Origin of the sequence: Pseudomonas sp. MPDS, assembly GCF_013283895.1 — a bacterium.
In the GTDB taxonomy this organism is placed as follows: Bacteria; Pseudomonadota; Gammaproteobacteria; order Pseudomonadales; family Pseudomonadaceae; genus Aquipseudomonas; species Aquipseudomonas rhizophila.
Window position 1 is genome coordinate 885,647 of sequence record NZ_CP054128.1, and the last position, 21,932, is coordinate 907,578.

At 60.2% G+C, this 21,932-nt stretch carries 19 protein-coding genes; 6 read left to right on the forward strand and 13 right to left on the reverse strand.

The genetic code is table 11. The features are described from left to right. Positions 1–5: 5 nt before the first annotated feature. Positions 6–575, reverse strand: a complete 570-nt coding sequence (plsY, locus tag HQ912_RS03775; protein ID WP_160893924.1) for a glycerol-3-phosphate 1-O-acyltransferase PlsY — start codon at positions 573–575, stop codon at positions 6–8. Positions 576–649: 74 nt separating this feature from the next. Between plsY and folB the strand changes: the two genes are divergently transcribed. Both folB and folK read left to right on the forward strand, forming a co-directional pair. Further along, on the forward strand, positions 650–1,003 hold the full coding sequence (folB, locus tag HQ912_RS03780) for a dihydroneopterin aldolase (RefSeq protein WP_018607238.1): 354 nt from the start codon (positions 650–652) through the stop codon (positions 1,001–1,003). Next, positions 994–1,521 (forward strand): 2-amino-4-hydroxy-6-hydroxymethyldihydropteridine diphosphokinase, encoded by a 528-nt coding sequence (gene folK, locus HQ912_RS03785; protein ID WP_047228079.1) that lies wholly within the window; start codon positions 994–996, stop codon positions 1,519–1,521. Before folB ends, folK begins: the two co-directional genes overlap by 10 nt. Positions 1,522–1,628: 107 nt before the next feature. On the opposite strand, the gene HQ912_RS03790 is transcribed toward folK, so the two are convergent. The 11 genes from HQ912_RS03790 to HQ912_RS03840 form a co-directional block, all read right to left on the reverse strand. After that, complete coding sequence (locus HQ912_RS03790) at positions 1,629–2,855, reverse strand: multifunctional CCA addition/repair protein (RefSeq protein WP_107322999.1); 1,227 nt, start codon at positions 2,853–2,855, stop codon at positions 1,629–1,631. A 63-nt stretch (positions 2,856–2,918) separates the two neighbouring features. Further along, the gene (locus HQ912_RS03795) at positions 2,919–4,484 is read right to left on the reverse strand and encodes a SpoVR family protein (RefSeq protein ID WP_047228077.1); all 1,566 of its coding nucleotides are present in this window, start codon (positions 4,482–4,484) and stop codon (positions 2,919–2,921) included. Then, positions 4,481–5,752, reverse strand: a complete 1,272-nt coding sequence (locus tag HQ912_RS03800; protein ID WP_047228076.1) for a YeaH/YhbH family protein — start codon at positions 5,750–5,752, stop codon at positions 4,481–4,483. The genes HQ912_RS03795 and HQ912_RS03800 overlap by 4 nt, the downstream gene beginning before the upstream one ends. Positions 5,753–5,865: 113 nt before the next feature. Next, positions 5,866–7,788: a PrkA family serine protein kinase gene (locus HQ912_RS03805; protein ID WP_047228075.1), complete on the reverse strand. Its 1,923-nt coding sequence runs from the start codon at positions 7,786–7,788 to the stop codon at positions 5,866–5,868. Positions 7,789–8,087: 299 nt separating this feature from the next. Continuing rightward, the gene (gene glpE / locus HQ912_RS03810; RefSeq protein WP_047228074.1) at positions 8,088–8,417 is read right to left on the reverse strand and encodes a thiosulfate sulfurtransferase GlpE; all 330 of its coding nucleotides are present in this window, start codon (positions 8,415–8,417) and stop codon (positions 8,088–8,090) included. Positions 8,418–8,450: 33 nt separating this feature from the next. Continuing rightward, on the reverse strand, positions 8,451–9,329 hold the full coding sequence (locus tag HQ912_RS03815) for a symmetrical bis(5'-nucleosyl)-tetraphosphatase (protein WP_107322998.1): 879 nt from the start codon (positions 9,327–9,329) through the stop codon (positions 8,451–8,453). Continuing rightward, positions 9,329–9,709: a Co2+/Mg2+ efflux protein ApaG gene (apaG, locus tag HQ912_RS03820; protein WP_047228072.1), complete on the reverse strand. Its 381-nt coding sequence runs from the start codon at positions 9,707–9,709 to the stop codon at positions 9,329–9,331. The genes HQ912_RS03815 and apaG overlap by 1 nt, the downstream gene beginning before the upstream one ends. Before the next feature lie 108 nt (positions 9,710–9,817). Beyond that, a complete protein-coding gene (rsmA, locus tag HQ912_RS03825) occupies positions 9,818–10,636 on the reverse strand; it encodes a 16S rRNA (adenine(1518)-N(6)/adenine(1519)-N(6))-dimethyltransferase RsmA (protein ID WP_047228071.1) in 819 nt (272 codons plus the stop codon). Then, on the reverse strand, positions 10,633–11,622 hold the full coding sequence (gene pdxA / locus HQ912_RS03830) for a 4-hydroxythreonine-4-phosphate dehydrogenase PdxA (RefSeq protein WP_173406485.1): 990 nt from the start codon (positions 11,620–11,622) through the stop codon (positions 10,633–10,635). The genes rsmA and pdxA overlap by 4 nt, the downstream gene beginning before the upstream one ends. Then, complete coding sequence (gene surA / locus HQ912_RS03835) at positions 11,619–12,935, reverse strand: peptidylprolyl isomerase SurA (protein ID WP_155417177.1); 1,317 nt, start codon at positions 12,933–12,935, stop codon at positions 11,619–11,621. The genes pdxA and surA overlap by 4 nt, the downstream gene beginning before the upstream one ends. Beyond that, positions 12,916–15,714: an LPS-assembly protein LptD gene (locus HQ912_RS03840; protein ID WP_173406486.1), complete on the reverse strand. Its 2,799-nt coding sequence runs from the start codon at positions 15,712–15,714 to the stop codon at positions 12,916–12,918. The genes surA and HQ912_RS03840 overlap by 20 nt, the downstream gene beginning before the upstream one ends. Positions 15,715–15,844: 130 nt before the next feature. Here HQ912_RS03840 and HQ912_RS03845 point away from each other — a divergent pair, with 130 nt between their 5' ends. The 3 genes from HQ912_RS03845 to HQ912_RS03855 are packed head-to-tail and all read left to right on the forward strand — an operon-like array spanning position 15,845 to position 18,307. Continuing rightward, positions 15,845–16,870 (forward strand): aminoglycoside phosphotransferase family protein, encoded by a 1,026-nt coding sequence (locus tag HQ912_RS03845; protein WP_047228068.1) that lies wholly within the window; start codon positions 15,845–15,847, stop codon positions 16,868–16,870. Beyond that, complete coding sequence (murU, locus tag HQ912_RS03850) at positions 16,867–17,538, forward strand: N-acetylmuramate alpha-1-phosphate uridylyltransferase MurU (RefSeq protein ID WP_047228067.1); 672 nt, start codon at positions 16,867–16,869, stop codon at positions 17,536–17,538. Before HQ912_RS03845 ends, murU begins: the two co-directional genes overlap by 4 nt. Position 17,539: 1 nt before the next feature. After that, positions 17,540–18,307 carry a TerB family tellurite resistance protein gene (locus HQ912_RS03855; protein ID WP_047228066.1) on the forward strand — a complete coding sequence of 256 codons (768 nt, stop codon included), beginning with the start codon at positions 17,540–17,542 and terminating at the stop codon, positions 18,305–18,307. 42 nt (positions 18,308–18,349) lie between these two features. Here HQ912_RS03855 and HQ912_RS03860 read toward each other — a convergent pair whose 3' ends face one another. Beyond that, positions 18,350–19,345, reverse strand: a complete 996-nt coding sequence (locus HQ912_RS03860) for an alpha/beta hydrolase family protein (RefSeq protein WP_173406487.1) — start codon at positions 19,343–19,345, stop codon at positions 18,350–18,352. A 74-nt stretch (positions 19,346–19,419) separates the two neighbouring features. On the opposite strand from HQ912_RS03860, the gene HQ912_RS03865 reads away from it, so the two are divergent. Beyond that, complete coding sequence (locus HQ912_RS03865; protein ID WP_173406488.1) at positions 19,420–21,816, forward strand: PAS domain S-box protein; 2,397 nt, start codon at positions 19,420–19,422, stop codon at positions 21,814–21,816. Positions 21,817–21,932 lie beyond the last annotated feature (116 nt).

Consider the following 21,932-nt stretch of genomic DNA (forward strand, 5'->3'; position numbering starts at 1 on the left):
TTGGATTAAAAATGCCGTTCGCGCCCGGCAAACAGGTCGCGTAGATTGCCCCGGTGGCGCCAGACGATCAGTGCAACGAGTGCCGTCACCGGCAGCAAGGCCGCCGGCTCCTGCCAGGCCAGCAATGGCAGAATCAGCGGTGTGGCGATCAGGGCGGCCAGGGAGCTGGTGCGGGTCAGGTAGAACGTCAGCAGCCAGGCAGCGACGGCCAGCAGGGCGGCGGGGGGATACAGACCCAGCAGCATGCCGGCGGCGGTGGCGACGCCCTTGCCGCCGCGAAAGCGAAAGTACAGCGGGAACAAGTGACCGATGACGGCGCAGACACCGATCCAGGCCTGTTGCTGCAACGAAAGTCCTGCAAGATTGGCGAGCAGAACCGGGACAAGGCCTTTGCAGAGGTCGCCAAGCAAGGTCAGGATGGCAAGTTTGCGTCCGGCCAGGCGCAGCATGTTGGTGGCGCCGGCATTGCCCGAGCCACTCATTCGCGGATCCGGGCGACCGGTCAGGCGGCTGAGCAAAATGGCGAAGGACAGCGAGCCAAGCAGGTAGGCGAAAGTCGCCAGTAACCAAAACATGCTAACTATTCCGGGCGAGGACGCCCTGATTCTAACGGCGCATTGCGCCCTTGTCGTGCTGCGGAGAAGAGTGCTTGGACAGAGTGTTTATCGAAGGCCTGGAAGTCGACACGGTCATTGGTGCCTACGACTGGGAGCGCGGCATCCGCCAGTGTCTGCGGCTGGATCTGAGTTTCGCCTGGGATAACCGTCCGGCCGCCGCCGGCGATGACCTGACCCTGGCGCTCGATTACGCCAGCGTATCGTCGCGCATCCAGGCATTTGCCGAGCAAGCCCAGTTCCAATTGGTTGAGACCTTTGCCGAACGACTGGCTCAGGCGCTGATGGACGAGTTCAAGATTACCTGGCTGCGTCTGAAAGTGACCAAGCCCGGCGCTGTGCCGGCCGCCAGTGGCGTGGGCGTGGAGATCGAGCGCGGATGTCGCTGACTCAGGTTTTTCTCGGGCTCGGCAGCAATATCGAGCGCGAAGCCCACTTGTGCGCAGGTCTTGAAGCCCTTGCCGGTTTCCTGGTGGACATACGCTGTTCGGCGGTGTTCGAGAGCCAGCCGGTGGGGATCAAGAGCGGGCCTTTTTTCAATTTCGTCGTAGCTGCCTACACGGATCTGCCGCTGATGGAGCTGGACCGTCGCCTCAAGTTCATCGAAGCAGACAACGGTCGTTATGCGCCGGACCGTAAAGGGCTGCCGCTGGATATCGACGTGTTGTTGTATGGCGAGCAGGTCGGCAATTTCGACGGCTTGATCCTGCCCCGCGCCGAAATTCTCAAGAACGCCTTTGTCCTGTGGCCATTGTCGTTGATTGCACCCGATCGGATACATCCTGGCGTAGGCAAAAGCTTCGCGACTTTGTGGGATGAGTCGCAGATTGACCAGGTGTTGGCTCCGGTGGCTTTTGAATGGCGGGGTGTACCGCTCACGCCTTTGGAGCTGCTGTCAGGCCTCTGACGTCATCGCGAGCAGGCTCGCTCCGACATTGCGCCTGAGCGGCCCGCGATGCCTGTGGGAGCGAGCCTGCTCGCGATGGCCGAGATGCAAGCCGACACAAAGCTTTCTCAGCTCGCCGCGTCTTTATACGCTTTCAATGCCCGAAGACGCTCACGCTTGATCGCCTCGCCCAATTCAGGTCCCTTGAAGCCTTTTTCCAGCAAGGGCTGCACCGCTACTCCGCGTGCGGCCGCTGCCGCTCCACGCAGGTAATCCGCCTGTGGATAACTTCGACTCTCCAGGCCCTTGCGGCCGCGCGCATCCATCTCGCACGCGGCGATGAACTCCTCGAAGCGCTGAGGGCGGCGATACACGTCAAAACTCTGCAACAGCTCAAGCAAAGTGGATGCCTTCAGCTCAAGCGCACGATGGCCGTGGGTATGGTATTGACCGACCAATAAAGCCAACTCCTGACAGTCGCGCGGTGCCTTGAAACGTTCATTGACCGCCTTGATCAGCTTCAGGCCCGTGTGTTCATGGGCGATATGCCGGGGCCATTCGTGCGCGGGCGTCAGGCCTTTGCCCAAGTCATGCAGTAGGCACGCCCAACGAACCGTCAGGGGCTGTTCATGCAGCGCGGCCTGCTCCAGCACGCTCAGGGTGTGGACGCCAGTGTCGATTTCAGGGTGATGGGCCTCGGGTTGCGGCACGCCGAACAGTGCATCCACCTCGGGCATCAAGACTTTGAGGGCTGTGCAATCGCGCAGGACCTGGATAAACACCTGCGGTTGTTTTTCCATGAGGGCGCGGGAAATTTCTTTCCAGCTGCGTTCGGCGGTCAAGGCTTGCAGTTCGCCCGAGTCGCTGAGCTGGCGCATCAGTTCCAGGGTTTCGTCCGCCACTTTGAAACCGAGCGGAGCATAGCGCGCGGCAAAGCGGGCAACCCGCAGGACCCTGAGTGGATCTTCGGCGAACGCGGGGGAAACATGGCGTAGCAGGCGGGCTTTGAGATCGCGTTGGCCGTGATACGGGTCGGTAAGATTGCCATGGTCATCTTCGGCCATGGCGTTGATCGTCAGGTCCCTGCGGATCAGGTCTTCTTCGAGGGTCACTTCAGGGCTGGCATGGAACACGAAGCCGCCATAACCGCGGCCACTTTTGCGTTCGGTGCGGGCGAGGGCGTATTCCTCCCCGGTCTTGGGATCAAGGAATACCGGAAAGTCAGCTCCCACCGGGCGAAAGCCCTTGGCGAGCATATCCTCGGCCGTAGCCCCCACCACGACCCAATCAATGTCGGTGACAGGAATGCCCAGCAGGCGATCGCGAACGGCGCCGCCGACTTTATAGATCTGCATAAAAAACCTCCGTTGGTCTGACAGGATAACCTTTGCGCCAGGCCTTCGGAGGTGAAAACGGGTTCAAAGATGAATGACAGCCAAGTCCAACCGGCCATAATCTCCTTCGGTTTGCTCGGTTCTGGGGGGCACGTGATGGGTTTTCATCACCTGCTCGCCTTGCAGGGTTTCGAGATGGATGTCGAAACCCCAGAGGCGGTGCAGGTGCTTGAGGACTTCATCGGTTGAGTCGCCCAACGGTTTGCGATCATGCGCCTGATGGCGCAGCGTCAGCGAGCGATCGCCCCGGCGATCGATGCTGTAGATCTGAACGTTGGGTTCGCGGTTGCCCAGGTTGTATTGCGCCGCCAGTGTCTCGCGGATGACGCGATAACCGCTTTCATCGTGGATGGCAGGCACCAGCAGGTCATCTTTCTGGTCATCATCGAGGATGCTGAACAGTTTCAGGTCGCGGATGACCTTGGGCGAGAGGTACTGGAGGATGAAGCTCTCGTCCTTGAAGCTGCTCATGGCGAATTTGATAGCGGACAACCAGTCCGAGCCGGCGATGTCCGGGAACCAGCGCCGATCCTCCTCTGTGGGGTTTTCACACATGCGCCGGATATCGCGGTACATGGCAAAGCCCAGTGCATAAGGGTTGATGCCGCTGTAATACGGGCTGTCGAAACCGGGCTGGAACACCACGCTGGTGTGGGACGTGAGGAACTCCATCATAAAACCGTCGGTGACCAGGCCTTCGTCGTACAGGTCGTTCATGAGCGTGTAATGCCAGAACGTGGCCCAGCCTTCGTTCATGACCTGGGTCTGGCGTTGCGGATAAAAATATTGAGCGATCTTGCGCACGATGCGCACGATCTCCCTCTGCCACGGCTCCAGCAGCGGAGCGTGTTTTTCAATGAAATAGAGGATGTTTTCCTGAGGCTCGGCAGGGAAGCGCGCGTTGTCTTTCTCGCTGTACTTGTCGGCCCCTTTGGGAATGGTGCGCCACAGATCGTTGATCTGCTTTTGCAGATGTTCTTCGCGATCCTTTTGACGCCGGCGTTCTTCTTCGGCGGAAATCGGATACGGTCGTTTGTAGCGGTCCACGCCGTAGTTCATCAGCGCGTGGCAGGAGTCCAGCAGGTCTTCCACGGCATCGATGCCGTGACGCTCCTCGCATTGCATGATGTATTGCTTGGCAAATACCAGGTAATCGATGATTGAGCTGGCATCGGTCCAGGTGCGAAACAGGTAATTACCCTTGAAGAAGCTGTTGTGGCCGTAGCAAGCATGGGCCACCACCAAGGCCTGCATGCAGATGGTGTTTTCTTCCATCAGGTAGGCGATGCAAGGGTCGGAGTTGATCACGATCTCATAGGCCAACCCCATCTGGCCGCGGCTGTAGGACTTCTCGGTACTGAGGAAGTGCTTGCCGTAGGACCAGTGGTGATAGCCCAAAGGCATGCCGACCGACGCGTAGGCGTCCATCATCTGCTCGGCGGTGATCACCTCGATCTGGTTCGGGTAAGTGTCCAGGGCATAACGGTCCGCGATACGGCTGATTTCCCGGTCGTAGGCCTGGATCAGCTCGAACGTCCATTCGGAGCCGGTGGAGATGGGTTGACGCTTCTGCTCTTTTTTGGCGGTCATGTCACTAACCTGCGCTGGAAGAGTTCACGGAAGACCGGGTAGATGTCCCCGGCCGAGACCAGTTGCTGCTGGGCAAATGTGTCGGAAAACGCTTCGGCAATGCGTTCATATTCGTACCACAAGGCCTGATGTTCCCGTGGAGTAATTTCCACATAGGTGTAGTACTGGACGAACGGCATGATCTGGTTGATCAGGATGTCGCGGCAAATGGGTGAATCATCGTTCCAGTTGTCGCCGTCGGACGCCTGGGCGGCGTAGATGTTCCATTCATTGGCCGGATAGCGTTCGGCCATGATTTCCTGCATCAGCTTCAGGGCACTGGAAACGATCGTGCCGCCGGTTTCCCGGGAATAGAAGAACTCCTCTTCGTCGACTTCCCTGGCGCTGGTGTGGTGGCGGATGAACACCACATCGATCTTGTCGTAGTTCCGTTTGAGGAACAGGTACAACAGGATGAAGAAACGCTTGGCAATATCCTTGGTGGCCTGGGTCATGGACCCCGACACGTCCATCAGGCAGAACATCACGGCCTTGGAGCTGGGGTTGGGTTGTTTCACCAGCAGGTTGTACTTGAGGTCGAAGGTATCGAGAAATGGCACACGGTGAATCCGCGCGCTAAGTTTTTCGATCTCCGCTTCCAGCTCCTGAATATCGCCAAAATTGTCGGGTTCTTCGCGCTTGAGGCGGGCGAGCTCCTCCTTTGTCTCGCGCAACTTTGCCCGGCTGCTGCCAGACAGCGCGATGCGCCGGGCATGGGCCGAGCGAAGCGTACGGATAATGTTGATACGCGAAGGATTGCCTTCATTGCTGATGCCGGCGCGCACCGTCTTGAACGTATCGGTGCCGGTCAGGTTGCGCTTGACCAGATTCGGCAGCTCGAGGTCCTCGAACATGAACTCCAGGAATTCCTCCTGGGTAATCTGGAACACGAATTCGTCCATGCCCTCGCCGGAGTTACCGGCCTTGCCCGGACCTCTCCCGCCACCTCCGCCTTGCGGACGCGGAATGTGTTCGCCGCTAGTGAATTCCTTGTTGCCGGGGTGCACGACAGTCTGTTTGCCGCCACGCCCGTGGTGAAGCACCGGCTCGTCGATGTCGCGTCCGGGGATGCTGATCTGCTCGCCATGTTCCATGTCGGTAATGGAACGGCGACTGACCGCCTCTTCGACGGCCTTCTTGATATGGTCGCGGTAACGCCGCAGAAACCGCTGGCGGTTCACCGTGCTTTTGTTCTTGCCATTAAGGCGTCGGTCGATCACATAGCTCATAGGTGGCCCTCTGGGCAGCTTCAAGTTCTCAGCTTCAAGCTGCAAGCCGCAAGCGCAGGGACGGTGAGCGCCCCTGCAGCTCAAGGCTTGAAGCTTGCCGCTGCTTCACTGCCTCACTGCGATTTCCGGACCCGCAGGTACCACTCGGAGAGCAGTCGTACCTGTTTGTCGGTGTAGCCACGTTCGACCATGCGTGTGACGAAGTCGTTGTGTTTTTGCTGGTCCTCCTTGCTGGCCTTGGCGTTGAAACTGATGACTGGCAGCAGGTCTTCGGTGTTGGAGAACATTTTCTTCTCGATGACCACCCGCAGCTTCTCGTAGCTGAGCCAGGTCGGGTTCTTGCCGTTGTTGTTGGCCCGGGCCCGCAAGACGAAGTTGACGATTTCGTTGCGGAAATCCTTGGGGTTGCTGATCCCGGCCGGTTTCTCGATTTTTTCCAGTTCCTCGTTCAGCGCCACGCGGTTGAGGATTTCGCCGGTTTCCGGATCGCGGTATTCCTGATCCTGGATCCAGAAGTCCGCGTAAAGCACGTAGCGATCGAAGATGTTCTGCCCATATTCGCTGTAGGACTCCAGGTACGCGGTCTGGATTTCCTTGCCGATGAACTCGATATAACGCGGAGCCAGATACTCCTTCAGGAAACGCAGGTAACGCTCGCGGGTTTCCGCCTGGAATTGTTCCTGCTCGATCTGCTGTTCCAACACATACAGCAGGTGAACCGGGTTGGCTGCGATCTCGTGTGGATCGAAGTTGAAGACCTTGGACAGAATCTTGAAGGCAAAACGTGTGGACAGACCATTCATCCCTTCATCGACTCCCGCGTTGTCGCGGTATTCCTGGATCGACTTGGCCTTCGGATCAGTGTCCTTGAGGTTCTCACCGTCATAGACGCGCATCTTCGAATAGATGTTGGAGTTTTCCGGCTCCTTCAGGCGCGACAGCACCGTGAACTGGGCAAGCATCTTCAGTGTGTCGGGGGCGCAGTGGGCCTTGGACAACGAGCTGTTGAACAGGAGCTTGTCGTAGATCTTGACCTCATCGGTGACTCGCAGGCAGTAGGGCACCTTGACGATGTAGATCCGGTCGATGAAGGCTTCGTTGTTCTTGTTGTTGCGGAAGGTGTGCCATTCCGATTCGTTGGAGTGCGCCAGCAGGATGCCGCTGAACGGAATCGCCCCGAGGCCTTCAGTGCTGTTGTAGTTGCCTTCCTGGGTTGCGGTCAGCAGGGGGTGCAGCACTTTGATGGGCGCCTTGAACATTTCGACGAATTCCATCAGGCCTTGGTTGGCCCGGCACAGCGCACCCGAATAGCTGTAGGCGTCGGCGTCGTTTTGAGGAAACTCTTCCAGCTTGCGGATATCGACCTTGCCCACGAGGGCCGAAATGTCCTGGTTGTTTTCATCCCCCGGTTCGGTCTTGGCCACCGCGATCTGGTTGAGGATCGAAGGGTAGAGCTTGACCACCCGGAACTGGCTGATGTCACCGCCGAACTCGGCCAGGCGCTTGGTGGCCCATGGCGACATGATGGTATTGAGGTAGCGGCGCGGAATACCGAAGTCTTCTTCCAGAATCGCGCCATCTTCGGTAGCGTTGAACAGCCCCAGGGGGGATTCGAACACGGGAGAACCCTTGATGGCGTAGAAGGGCACCTTTTCGATCAGTTCCTTGAGCTTCTCGGCCAGGGACGATTTACCGCCACCGACGGGACCAAGCAGGTACAGGATCTGTTTCTTTTCTTCCAGACCCTGAGCTGCGTGGCGGAAATAGGACACGATCTGGTCGATGCACTCTTCCATGCCATGGAAGTCCTGGAAGGTCGGATAGCGGCGAATCACCTTGTTGGAAAAGATCCGCGAAAGCCTCGAATTGGCCGAGGTATCCAGCAGTTCCGGTTCTCCGATTGCCAGCAACAGGCGTTCCGCAGCCGATGCGTAGGCGCTGCGGTCCTGCTTGCAGAGATCGAGGTATTCCTGCAGCGAGTATTCCTCCTGCCGCGTGGACTCGAAACGTTGCTGGAAGTGGCTAAAAATACTCATGACGTCACCTCGCTCGATACGTGGAGCCGGTGTCGGATCAATCAGTCGATGCTGGTCGGCCGCTGGGAACCCAGCTGCCGTTTACCCCCCAGAATGCTTTCAGAAATGCCGTCTCCTGAAAGCTGTCTCCCGATGAACCCGCGCGCCGGTGTACCGGCTCTCCCCTGTTTTGGATGGCCTGAGGCTAAGGATAGTTCGGAATCGGAGAGGTAAAGGTTGAATGCGTAATTAGTTGTGGCAGACCGTTCGTCCGCCATCACCCAAACCCGCGGTTCACGTGGGCTTGGGCGTCATAAAAATTATTCCGGGTTACCTGGGGCTGTTTCTGCAGGATAAGTCGTGCGCCACAGTTCAAAACCGCCGTCCAGGCTATAGACATCGGAGAAGCCTTGGCTGACCAGGTAAGCGGCTGCGCTCTGGCTGGAGTTGCCGTGATAACAGACCACCACCACGGGGGCATCGAGGTCCGCATTGCGGATGAAATCGGAGAGGGAGTGGTTATCCAGATGGGTCGAGCCGCTGATGTGCAGGGCGGCGAAGGTGGCCGGATCTCGAACGTCGACGACAACCGCGCCTGTTTCACGCAGGGCCTGGGCCTGCTCTGGGGGGATGCGTTTAAAAGCGGTCATTTGGGACTCCTGTAGCCTGACGCGCGGCACCGATCAAACGATGGTAGCGGCCGTTACTGATGCAATGGTCGGATGATGAAGGGATTTGGCGTGACCCTGTTCGTCACACTCGCAACGCAGTTGCTCGCCCGAGTCGACGTTCATCAGCGTCATCGCGCTACCCCATACGCATCCGGTGTCGAGGGCGAAAACCCCAGGTTCGTCGGATTGGCCTTCCAGTGCCGCCCAGTGTCCGAAAATGATCTTCAGATTACGGGTCTTGCGCTCTTTGTGTTTGAACCAAGGGGCGTAGCCAGGTGGCGCGGTCTCGATGCCTTCCTTGCCCTTGAGGTCCAGCTTACCGTCGCGGGTGCAGAAGCGCATGCGGGTGAAATAATTGGTGATGACTCGCAGACGGGCGGTGCCGGTGAGATCGTTGTCCCATTTGACCGGTTCATTGCCGTACATGCCATCCAGGTAGGGGCCGAACAGGTTGTCGTCGCGTAGCGCGTGTTCGACTTCGCCGGCGTACTTGAGCGCCTTGCGCAAGGACCACTGGGGTGGGATGCCGGCGTGCACCAGCGCCAGATTGCGTTGCTCGTCGTAGTGCATGAGCTTTTGCAGGCGCAGCCATTCCAGCAGCTCGACGCAATCGGGGGCATCGAGGATCTCGCTCAAGGTATCGGATTTTTTCAGGCGCTCGATGTTCTGCCAGGCGGCCAGCAGGTGCAGGTCGTGATTACCGAGCACGCAGACCAGCGAATCGCGGATGTTGTAGAGAAAGCGCAAGGTCTCAAGCGATTGTGGGCCGCGATTGACCAGATCGCCCACCAGCCACAGCGTGTCTTTCTGTGGGTCGAAGGCGACCCGTTCCAGCAGGCATTTGAGCGGGTCCAGGCAACCTTGCAGATCGCCGACCGCATACGTCGCCATCAGTGCAGGGCTCCGGGTACCGCCAGGCGAAACGGCTTGATGATCGCGTCGAAACGCGTGCCGTCCTCCGCCAGCATCTGGTACGTGCCCTGCATGGTGCCGACCTTGGTCGTCATCACCGTCCCGCTGCTGTAGCTGTGGCTTTTTCCAGCGTCGATCAGCGGTTGCTGACCGACCACACCCTCGCCCCGCACGTGCTCAACATGACCATCGCCGTCGGTGATGACCCAGTGGCGTGATAGCAGGCGGGCTGGCAATGAGCCGTTGTTGCTCACGGTAATGGTATAGGCGAAGGCGAAACGGTTGTGCTCAGGTTGCGACTGTTCTGCCAGAAAGCGGGTGGCGACGCTGACGTCGACCTGATAACGAAGATCGGACATGCAAAAAGGCCTTAAAAGCGAAGCGGGACGCGGGCGTAGCTGAGAAGATCAGTCTAGGCCATGTATCGGGTAGTAGACCAGACGTCCCACCCGATAGCGATGAGCTTGTCAGATGGCGTCGGCTTTGGGCGTTACCTGTTCGCTGAGTTTGTCGGCCAGGCGCACGAACGCCGCCAGGTCCAATTGCTCGGGACGCAGGCTGCCGTCAACGCCGGCGGCTTCGATTTCGGCGCTGCTGAGCAATAGCTTCAGGGTGTTGCGCAGGGTTTTGCGACGCTGATTGAAAGCTTCGCGTACGACGCGCTCCAGCAGGCGATGATCCTTGGCCGGGTGCGGCAGGACGGCATGGGGTACCAGGCGGACGATGGCCGAGTCGACTTTGGGGGGCGGGTTGAATGCCCCGGGGCCTACGTTGAACAGATGTTCGACCCGGCAATGGTACTGAACCATGATCGACAGGCGACCCCAGTCACCGCCGCCAGGGCCAGCAGCGAGCCGTTCGACCACCTCTTTTTGCAACATGAAGTGCATGTCGCGGATCAGGCCAGCGTTGCTCAGCAGATGAAAGATCAGCGGCGTGGAGATGTTGTACGGCAGATTCCCCACCACCCGCAGGCTATTGGGCGCAGCCTCCAGGCTATTGAAGTCAAACTTCAGCGCGTCGCCCTGGTGCAGGTTGAAATTGCTCATGCCAGCGAACTGCTGGTTGAGGATCGGGATCAGATCCTTGTCCAGTTCCACCACATCCAGTTGCGCACCGCTGCCGAGCAGGCCTTCGGTCAGCGCGCCCTGGCCCGGGCCAATCTCCAGCAGGCGATCGTCGGGTTTGGCATTGATGGAGCGCAGGATGCGATCGATTACGCCAGCGTCATGCAGGAAGTTCTGGCCGAAGCGCTTACGCGCGCGGTGTTGGTATTGCTCGGTCATAAATGGGTCTCGGCCATCTGGTAGGCGGTTTCCAAGGCGACCTGCAGGCTGCCGGTATCGATCCTGCCACTGCCGGCCAGGTCCAGGGCGGTGCCATGGTCCACCGATGTGCGGATGATCGGCAGGCCCAGGGTTACGTTGACTGCCGCGCCGAAGCCTTTGTACTTCAGTACGGGCAGGCCCTGATCGTGGTACATCGCCAGCACCGCGTCGCAGTGCTCCAGATATTTGGGGGTGAACAGAGTGTCGGCAGGCAGCGGGCCACGCAGGTCCATGCCCTCGCTGCGCAAGCGCTCCAAGGTGGGTTCTATGGTGTCGATTTCTTCATGGCCCAGATGTCCGCCTTCACCGGCATGGGGGTTGAGCCCGCACACCAGGATACGGGGCCGGGCGATGCCGAACTTTTCCTGCAGGTCGGCGTGCAATATCCGCGTGACCCGCTCCAGGCGTTGCGGGGTGATGGCCTCGGCGACGTCCCGCAAGGGCAGGTGCGTGGTCACCAGTGCCACGCGCAGGCCGCGGGTGGCGAGCATCATTACCACCTGCGTGGTGTGGGTCAGGTCCGCCAGGAACTCGGTATGCCCGGAAAAGGCAATCCCGGATTCGTTGATCACGCCCTTGTGCACCGGAGCGGTGATCATGCCGGCGAAACTCCCGTCCAGGCAGCCCTGGCCAGCGCGGGTCAGGGTTTGCAGGACGAATGCCGCGTTGGTCTTGTCCAGTTGCCCGATAACCACCGGGGCGCCCAGTGGCGTATCCCAGACATACAGGCTGTTGGCGGGTGCCGGGACATCCGGCCAGGCTCCCGGTGTCACCAGCAGCAGGTCGACGACCACCCCCAGCTGCGCAGCCCGCTCGAGGAGCAGGTCGCGGCTGGTGATGGCTATCAGGGGATGTGGCTGGGGTTGCGAGGCGAGCAGCAGGCACAGGTCGGGACCGATGCCGGCAGGCTCGCCGGGTGTCAGCGCGAAACGCTTGGGTTTCACTGCGCTGCCTGGTCTGCACCAGGGAGTTTGATTTCGACGTAGGCTTCATCGCGAATCTGACGCAGCCAGGTTTGCAGCTCTTCGTCGTATTTGCGGTTGCGCAGCACGGTCATCGCCTGTTGTTCACGAGCCTGGGTGGTGCTGTCGGTGGCGCGGCGGCCAAGGACTTCCAGTACGTGCCAGCCATAAGGGCTCTTGAACGGCTTGGACAACTGGCCTTGTGGTGTCTCGGCCATCACCTGGCGGAACTCGGGCACCAGTGCGTTCGGGTCAACCCAGTTCAGGTCGCCGCCGTTGAGGGCTGAACCCGGGTCTTCCGAGAAGCTCTTGGCCAGCTCGGCGAAATCTTCACCCGCTTCGATGCGCTCATAAAGCTTTTGCGCCAGACGCTGGGTCTCGGCTTCGCTGCGGATCTCGCTTGGCTTGATCAGGATATGACGAACATGCACTTCGTCACGCACCTGAGCACCGCCACCGCGCTTTTCCAACAGCTTGAGGATAATGAAGCCGCCGGGCGTGCGGGCTGGTTGAGTGATGTCACCCACGGCCATGCTGCTCAGTTCGCGATCGAACGGAGGGGGCAATTGGGCGGCTTTGCGCCAGCCCATATCACCACCTTCCAGGGCGTTGTCACTGCCAGACCTGGCAATGGCCATCTGACCGAAGTCGGCGCCTTGCTTGAGCTGCTGGTAGATGTCCATCGCCTGGCGGTAAGCATTCTGGATGGCTTCGGAGTTGGCGCTTTCCGGGGTAGGAACCAGGATGTTCGCCAGGTGCAGTTCCTCGGAAAGCTGCATCTTGCCCAGATCGGAGGCGAGGAAGTTTTTCACTTCCTGCTCGGACACCTGGATGCGTTCGGCTACACGACGCTGGCGCACACGGCTGATGATCATCTCGCGGCGGATCTGATCGCGAGCGTCCTCGTAAGAGAGGCCGTCGCGAGCCAGGGCGGCGCGGAACTGATCGACGCTCATGTTGTTGCGCTGGGCAATGGTGCCGACGGCCTGGTTCAATTCTTCATCAGTGATGCGGATGCCCGAGCGTTCGCCAATCTGCAATTGCAGGTTTTCGACGATCAGGCGTTCGAGCACCTGTTGATCCAATACGCCCGGAGGCGGCAGGCCACCACCGCGCTTGGCGATGGTCTGCTGCACTTCATGGACGCGCTGGTCCAGCTGGCTTTGCATGACCACGTCGTTGTCGACGATAGCCACCACTTTGTCGATGGGCTGTACCGCGGCGTTGGCCGCAGTACCCAGGAACAGCGCGCCCAGCATCAGCGGGCGCAGACAATCAGAAAGCTTGGTCTTCACGTTCACGATAACCTTGGATGCCTTTGTCGAGGAAGCTCTCTACCTTGGCGCCGGTGAGGCCGCCGAGTCCCTTCAGGACAATTTGGAGGAAGATGCCGTGGTCGCCCTTCTCGTTTTCCGGGGCGGCTTGACTGAACTCTTCATAGTCGACCCAGTAACGGTTGATCAGGCGCAGTTTCCAGCAGCAGTTGTCGTATTCGAAACCACCGAAGGCTTCCAGGGTGCGGTTGCGGTTGTAGTCATACTGCCAGCGGCTGATGAGATTCCACTGCGGCACGACCGGCCAGATGACCGAGAAGTCGTGCTGCTGGATCTTGTAGTAGTCCTTCACGTAGCCCGGAGTGCCCGGAGTGCCATAGTCGCCGCCACCCACTTGCCATTGTCCCGTGGCCTCGTCATAACGAACCTGATCGTTGCGATAGCGATAACCGGCGTTGATGACCTTGTTCGGGTTGTCCTCAGGCTGGTAATGGAACATTGCGCTGCCCGAGCGAGGGCTGTGACTGTCCGGATCCCAGTTGTAGGTGGCAGTGGTTCGCCAATCGCGGTTCCAACGGTATTCGTACTCGAGGGCATACGGGGAGACGTCTGACTTGGCGTCTTCACGTGTCTTGAAGTCGATACCTGGTAGTTGGACTTCGCGATCCTTGAAATAAAGGGCCTGACCGACGCTGATGCGCTGGCGCTCGAAGCCGTTCTCTTCTATCCAACGGCTGGTCACGCCCAATGACAGCTTGTTCTCGTCGCCGACACGGTCGGAGCCGGTGAAGCGGTTATCCCGGAACAGCGAGGAATAGCTGAAGGTCGATTCGCTGGTATCGAATACTGGAATATCGCTCTGATCCTTCTCCGGTACATAGAGGTAGAACAGGCGAGGTTCAAGAGTCTGGCGATAGTTGGAGCCGAACCACTGGGTATCTCGGTCGAAATACAGACCGCTGTCGATGCTGGCGATCGGAACGCCTCGGCTCTGGTTGCTGCTGTAGGTGCCGCGCAGGCGATCCTGCTCTGCGGTCTGCCCAGCGATATCACCTTTGCCTTCACCATCCAAGTCCAGATCATATTGGGTGTACTGGTACTTGAGCGACGGCTTGATATAGCCATAACTGGCGGTCATCGGCAGGCTGACGACAGGTGCAAGATTCAAGCGATTGCCGGTCGCCCGGGCAAGGCCCCACACGCGAGTATCCAGCCACGGCCTCGTGGCGCCTTCCTCGTTGCGGTATAGCCCGTCGCGCAAATCCCGATCAAACCGCACCAGCTCCGTCTTGTAGGCGAAATCCAGACCATACGGGTGCTGCGGCAGTTCGCCGTTGAAGGTGATCTGCGGCAGGCGGTTATACGGCGTGATCTTCGAAATCGTCGCCATCTGGTAAGCCTGGGCATTCACACGTGCAACGTAGTTGTCACCCCGATAGCTGACGGCGCCCTGCTGGTTGACATAGTCATTGGACTCGACACCAATCTGGTCGGACTCCAGATCCTGGAAGTAATAAGGGTCGCTGATCTTGGTGTAGTCGACTTCCGTCAGCACGCGCGAGTCGAGCCCGCCCTTGTGCTGCCAGTTATACATGTAACGGGTCTTACTGTAGTCGGACTGCTTGCTACGTTCGTCCTCTTCATCGTTGAGGTACGCCGCACCGAACTGACCTTCGCTGGACTTGGTCAGGTAGCGGAATTCGCCTTCCATCAACAGGCCGCGCTTGCTCATGTAACGTGGGTACAACGTGGCATCGTAGTTGGGTGCCAGGTTGAAGTAATACGGGGTGACAAGCAAAAAGCCGGTATCGCTGCCGGTGCCGATGGTCGGCGGCAGGAAGCCGGACTGGCGGCGGTCATCGATCGGGAAATAGATGTACGGCGTATACAGGACCGGGAAGTCCTTGACCCGCAGCGTCACGTTGGTGGCGGTGCCGAAGCCGGTAGCCGGGTTCAGGGTGATGTTGTTGCCCTTGAGTGTCCAGGCGTTGCTGCCCGGCTCGCACGTGGTGTACGTACCGTCCTTGAGGCGGATGATCGCGTTTTCAGCACGCTTGGCGTACAGCGCGTTACCGCGGATGCGCGACTTGTGCATCACGTATTCGGCGTTGTCGACCTTGGCTTCGCCAGTGTCCAACTGCACATCGGCGTGGTCGCCGACGATGAGCGCACCGTTATCGCGAACGCGCACGTTGCCGCTCAGCTCGCCGCGGTTTTCAGCCTGGTACAGGTTGGCCTCGTCGGCCTCGACCTGCATGCTGCCTTGACGCATGACCACGTCGCCGGCCAGCGTTGCCACCTGCTCTTCCTGCTGGTAGCGCGATGCTTTGGCGCCAAGGAAGGTCGGAGCGTCGCTTTTGTCCGTCTTGTCATTCATGCCAGGACGAACGGGCTCGATATAGGCGCCGGCGCAATAAGGACCGGTTTCGGCCAATTGGGCAGGGGTGAGGTTCTCCCGTGGAACCCAGTCCAGGTGACTGTAGTCCGCACTGCGAGACTTCAGGCCGCGGCCTTTGGCTTCGGTGACGAGCACGGGCTTGTCGCCGGCTTCTTCGCCCGAGCTGCTGTCGGCCGGGGCCTCGCCGCTGGCGGAAACCGCACTGCCGTCATGCACCGGACGTGGCGGCAATGCAGCAGCCGGCGTCTTGGGCGAACAGTCCCAGGCACCCGAAGCGGAGACGGAGCAGTCATACTGCTCTGCCGCGACGACGAATGAAGAGGCCAAGGGTTGCAGGGCCAGCAGACTGCCGGTGACCAGCAACGGAAATTTTTTACGAAACGCGGGGGATTTCAATGCCATCTTATTAGTCCGGGCTTCCTGCGTGCCATCTGCCCGCGGTGTGGGCCGCACGCCTCTCGATGGTCTGAAAAAGATGCTGGATAATAAAGCATGACCCGCTTGACGGCTAGCGCCGTCGGAGACCCTTGCAATGCCTGACCAAGATGTACGCCTGCAACACCTGAAAGTTTGGCTCGATGAGCAGCTGCCGATCCTTTTTGTTCAGCAGGGCTGGGGCGCCGTACCCCCGGCCACGTTGACTGCGGCCAGCAGCGACGCGAGTTTTCGCCGTTATTTCCGCTGGGAAGGCGAGGGCCGCAGTTTGATCGTGATGGATGCGCCACCGCCCCAGGAAAACTGCAAACCCTTCGTGGACATTGCTTTTTTGCTGGCTAAATCCGGCATCAACGTGCCAAAAATTTATGCCGAAGACCTTGAGCGCGGTTTTCTTTTGCTCAATGACCTGGGCAATCAGACGTATCTGGACGTGATCAACGGCGACAATGCCGACCCATTATTCCGTGACGCCCTGCAGGCCCTGCTGGCTTTCCAGCAACTGCCGATGGTCGCGCCACTGCCCAGCTACGACGTCGCTTTGCTGCGCCGGGAGCTGGAGCTGTTTCCTGAGTGGTACGTCAAGCATGAGCTGGGTATCGAATTCGATGCTGCTCAACAAGCGCTCTGGCAGCAGGCCAGCGACCTGCTGATCAACAGCGCGCTGGCTCAGCCGAAAGTGCTGGTTCATCGCGACTACATGCCGCGCAACCTGATGCTCAGCGAACCGAACCCCGGCGTACTGGACTTTCAGGATGCGGTCTACGGCCCGGTGACCTATGACGTCACGTGTCTGTTCAAGGATGCCTTTCTCAGTTGGCCCGAGGAGCGCGTGCGTGGCTGGCTCGAGGATTACTGGCAGCAGGCCGGTGCGCTTGGCATCCCGGTCCAGCCGGACTTCGAGGATTTCCTGCGGGCCAGCGACCTGATGGGCGTGCAGCGCCATCTCAAGGTCATCGGGATTTTCGCGCGTATTTGCCACCGCGACGGCAAGCCGCGCTATCTGGGCGATGTGCCGCGCTTCTTTGCCTATATAGAAGCGGTCATTGCCCGTCGCCCTGAACTGGCGGAACTGGATCAGTTGCTCTCCAGCCTGCGTCAGTCGGCCGGAGCGACGGCATGAAAGCGATGATCCTGGCGGCGGGTAAAGGGGAGCGGATGCGGCCCTTGACCCTCACCACGCCCAAGCCGCTGGTTCGTGCCGGCGGTGTTCCCTTGATCGAATACCATCTGCGTGCCTTGGTTCGGGCCGGGTTCAAGGACATTGTGATCAATCACGCCTGGCTCGGTCAGCAAATCGAAGATTATCTAGGGGACGGTTCACGTTTTGGCGTGAGCATTCATTTCTCGCCCGAAGGTGAGCCGCTGGAAACCGGCGGTGGCATTTTCCGCGCCCTGCCGTTGTTGGGCGACGAGGCGTTCCTGGTGGTCAACGGCGACATCTGGACCGATTACGATTTCAGCGCCTTGCGCCGACCTCTGGACGGCTTGGCGCACCTGGTACTGGTGGATAATCCCGAACACCATCCGGGCGGCGATTTCCTCCTGGCCGACGGACAGATTCATGATGGCGGGGCGGCTGCCGACAAACTGACCTACAGCGGCATTGCCGTCTTGCATCCGCGGTTGTTCGAGGGTTGCCTGGACGGCGCGTTCAAACTCGCACCGCTGCTACGCAAGGCCATGGCCGAGGGCCAGGTCAGCGGCGAGCACCTGAAGGGACACTGGGTGGATGTGGGGACTCATGAACGTTTGGCGCAGGTTGAAACCTTGATAGAAGCGAGCCGTTGATATGTGGTGGCCAGGGACTCTGATTGGAGCCGGGGCGGGCTTTGCCATAGCCAGCATTCCGGGGGCCATGCTGGGAGCGTTATTAGGACAGGCGCTGGATCGGCGACTTAATCTGCAAGGCTGGGCGCAGCTGCGCGAGCGTTTGGGTGGCCGTCCGGCATTACGCAACGATGAGTTGCTGTTTGTATTGCTGGGCCGGCTGGCCAAGAGCGATGGACGAGTGGTGGATGGGCACATCCAGCAGGCGCGTCAGGAGATGCGCGCGCTGGACCTGAGCGAGCCAGCGCAACGCCGGGCCGTCGCCGCATTCAACCGGGGCAAAACCGGAAACGACCATTTGCGCGGTTATTTGCGTCGCCTTGCGACCCAGCCCCATGCGGCTGAGGGTGTGCTGCGCGCCTGCTGGCGGATGGTCTGGGCCGACGGTCGCGCGGGCATAGCCGAGCGTGAGTTGCTTGCTCAGTGGGGCAAATGGCTGGGGTGGACGCCGCAACAGGTCCAGGCACTGGCGGCGGATTACGAACCACACAAACAGTCGTTGCCCAACAGCGGCGCGACCTATCAGGAGGCGTTACGCTTGCTGGGAGTTTCGGCCACCAGCGAGCCGTCGCAGATCAAGCGGGCTTATCGCCGTCTGCTCAGTCGTCACCACCCGGACAAGATTGCCGGCAGTGGGGCGACGCCGTTGCAAGTGCGTGACGCCACCGACAAGACCCGGGAGTTGCACAACGCCTATCGGTTGATCCGCGAGCGCCGGGACTTTCGCTAGAAGGGGATCACCACGGTGGCTGGCTTGGGGCTTGTCTAAGCCTCACTCCCCCGGCTTCTGCGGGTTCAACCAACCCCGTACCCGACGAAACAGCTGTTCTTGCTGCGCCGATGAGTTGGGCACCGCTTTGAGTGACACCTGACTGAAGCTCGACCCTTTAAGACGCTTACTGGCCTGTAAACGCTCCAGCGCTGCATTGCGATCCTGCGGTTTGTCCATGTAGAAGATGTCGGCGGTGGCCAGTTTCAAGGTGGGAGTCAGTTCGGCCAGGGCGGGCTTGACTGCGAGCGGGGTCTGGGCGGCGACCATCACGAAACGCTCGATCTGCGAGGGCTGTTTTTCATTCAGGTAACGTGCCGCCCAATAGGCGCCGGTGCCGTGGCCCAGCAGAACAATGCTGCGGGCGCCCTGCTGTTCGGCGTAGGCCAGTGCCGCATCGATGCGGGCAAAGATACGTTCGGCATCGGCCAGGAGGTGTTCCTCGCTGGTTTGGGCAACGACCGGATCCACAGCGTCAGCCTCGCCGCCCGCCACTTGTTCAATCGGTGCTGCGGTCGTGGCGTCCGGTGCCGCGCCAGCCACGTCGGCCGGTTTGGTCTCGGGCGGTGTTTCCACCACGCGCGGTGCGATGACGTCGCTTTGCAGGTCCGGCAGGGTGATACTCAGGCTGCTCCACTCGATATCCGGTAACTTTTTGCGCATCGGGCCGATCACTTGAGGCCAGTCAGCGGTTTCGCCGGCGCCGGGGACTATGATGACCGCGCCCTTGGGGTCGCTGGTGTTGGCCGGCTTCCAGAGAGCCAGGAAGGTGTCGCTGCCGGTTTGTAGCTGTTGTTGCTCCTGGGCCGGGATCTCCCGTTCAAGCGCTGTCGCTTCTTCTTCGCTGCGCTCGAGCAAAGGCGGACGTTCGACCGGTTTTTCCTCGGTGGCTTGATCCGCCGCCGCGGGCGCCGGTTCTTCAGCCTGTACAGAAAAGGCACTCGGCAGGATCAGCGACAGGCACAATGCTGGCAATGCCAGGCGATAAACAAAGGGCATCGGATATTCCATGACCAGAAGTATTTCCGGCAGCCTAATGGGTTGGTCAGTATTTGTCAGTGCATGAGACTTCGATGATGCGTTTTTGCTGCCTGTGGGTTATCGGCTGTTTATGGCTTCCCTTGATGGCGTGGGCCGCGCCCGCACCGTCGTTGACTGGGGTGCAACTGGACGCGGGCCAGCGACAATGGCTGCTCCAGCATCCGCAACTGCGCGTCGGCCTCGTGTTGCAGGCGCCCTATGCGCAATATGACCGGCGCTTGCAGCGTCTGTCCGGCACCAATGTCGAGCTGATGCAGTGGTTGGGCAAGGCGTTGAATGTCGAACTGACCTGGCGCAATTTCCAGGACGTGGCGCAGTTGGAAGCCGCGTTGCGCTCCGGTGAGGTGGATATTGCCCCAGGGCTGACCCAGACCCCGGCCGGGCTGCGACTCTGGCGGTTTTCCGACCCCTACATGCGCGTGCCGCAATTGATCGTGGGCCAGAAGAAGGGCGCCGAAGGGGTCGAGCTGGAAAAGCTCGATGCTCAAGTGCGGGTGGCGGTGCGCATGCCCAGTACCACGGCCGATTATTTGCGTAGCAACTACCCGACGTTGAATCTTCAAGGCGTACCGTTGGAGCGTCAGGCGTTGCAACTGTTGTTGAGCCAGCAGGCCGGTTACGCGGTGGTCGATGAGGCGCAGTTGGGGCGACTGATGGTCGAGCCTGAATTCGCCGGGCTGGTGGTCGTAGGCGATATCGGCCTGCCGCAACTGTTGCGCGTCGCCACTCGCCGGGATTGGCCTGAGTTGGCCGACATCATCGAGAGCGGTTTGCAGGCGATCCCGGCCAAGGAACTTGAGCAACTGCACAGTCGCTGGCTCAAGCCCAAATATCCACGTCTGACCGACACCCCGGGTTTCTGGCAAAACCTGACCCTGTTGCTGCTGGCCCTGCTCTTGAGTTGCGTGGCCATCGTGTTCTGGCAGCGCCGCGAGCAAAGGGCGCTGGAGCGGCGCCTGCGCAATGCGCGAAATGACATCGCCCAGCGGGCCGCCAGCGAGGAAGCCCTGCGCCTGACACAATTTTCCATCGACCAAAGCACTGTCGGCATTCTCTGGGTCAATTGGGATAGCCATGTACGGTATGCCAACCGCGCCGCCGAAATCATGCTGGGCTATGCGCCGGGCGCGATCATTGAGCGCCCCTTGATCGACTTCGAACCGGGCCTGCACATGGATCGCTGGCTGAACCTGTGGAAACGCGCCCGGGCCAGCGAGGAGGGGCCACAGAGTTTCGAAACCGAATGCGTGCGGGCTGATGGAAGCATCCTTCCGGCCGATGTTTCCTTGAGCTTCCTGCGCTTTCGCGATGCCGAATACCTGGTGGTCTACATAAACGACGTCACCGAGCGCCGTCGCGCGTTGGCGGCGCTGCGCGAAAGCGAGGCGCGCTTGCAGGGGATCGCTGCCAACGTCCCGGGCCTGGTCTTTCGCCTGGAGCGGGCGCCGGTAACCGGGCAGATCGACTTTGCCTACATCAGTGAGGGTAGCGAAAGCCTCGTGGGGTATTCGCCCGCGACCCTGGCCCGTAGCGACACCGGCCTGCGCAGCCTCGTACACCCCCAGGACAAGGCCAGTTATCACCGCACTCAGGATCAGGCGCTGGACAGCGACAGCGACTGGTCGTGGCAGGGGCGTATCCTGACCCGCGAAGGCCGGGAGCGCTGGGCCGAGATCAAGGCCATTACCCGTCGTCTCGAAGACGGCGCTTACGTGTGGGACGGTATCGTCTGGGACATCACCGAAAGCAAGCGCATCGAACTGGAACTGGCCAGCTCCAGGGAGCAACTGCGCGAATTGTCGGCGCACCTGGAGAGCGTGCGGGAAGAGGAAAAGGCGCGCATAGCTCGGGAAGTCCACGACGAGTTGGGGCAAATGTTGACCGTCTTGAAGCTGGAAACGTCCATGTGCGAACTGGCCTATGCGCAGCTCGATCCGGGCCTGCAAGAGCGGCTCAACAGCATGAAGCGCCTGATTGCCCAGTTGTTCCAGTTGGTGCGGGACGTGGCGACGGCATTGCGACCTCCGATCCTTGATGCGGGCATCGCCTCGGCCATCGAATGGCAGGCGCGGCGTTTCGAGGCGCGCACGCAGATCCCATGCCTGGTACAGGTGCCGGACAATCTTCCGCCCTTGAGCGACGCCAAGGCCATCGGTCTGTTTCGAATTCTCCAGGAAGCGCTGACCAATGTGATGCGCCATGCTCAGGCGCATACTGTAGAACTGACGCTGGTGCAGGAAGACGACCAGCTTTGTCTGACGGTGAGCGACGACGGTGTAGGATTCGTTCCCGCCACGGGGCGGCCGACCTCCTTTGGTCTGGTCGGCATGCGGGAACGGGTGTTGATCATGGGCGGGCAGTTATCGTTGGAAAGTGAGCCTGGGGAGGGGACGACCCTGGCGGTGCGGGTACCGGTGAATGAGGCCTGATGATTTTTGTTTGGCTTGGCTTGGCTTGGCTGACGCTATCGCGAGCAGGCTCGCTCCCACATTGATTGAGATGCACACACGCACAACCCTGTGGGAGCGAGCCTGCTCGCGATGAG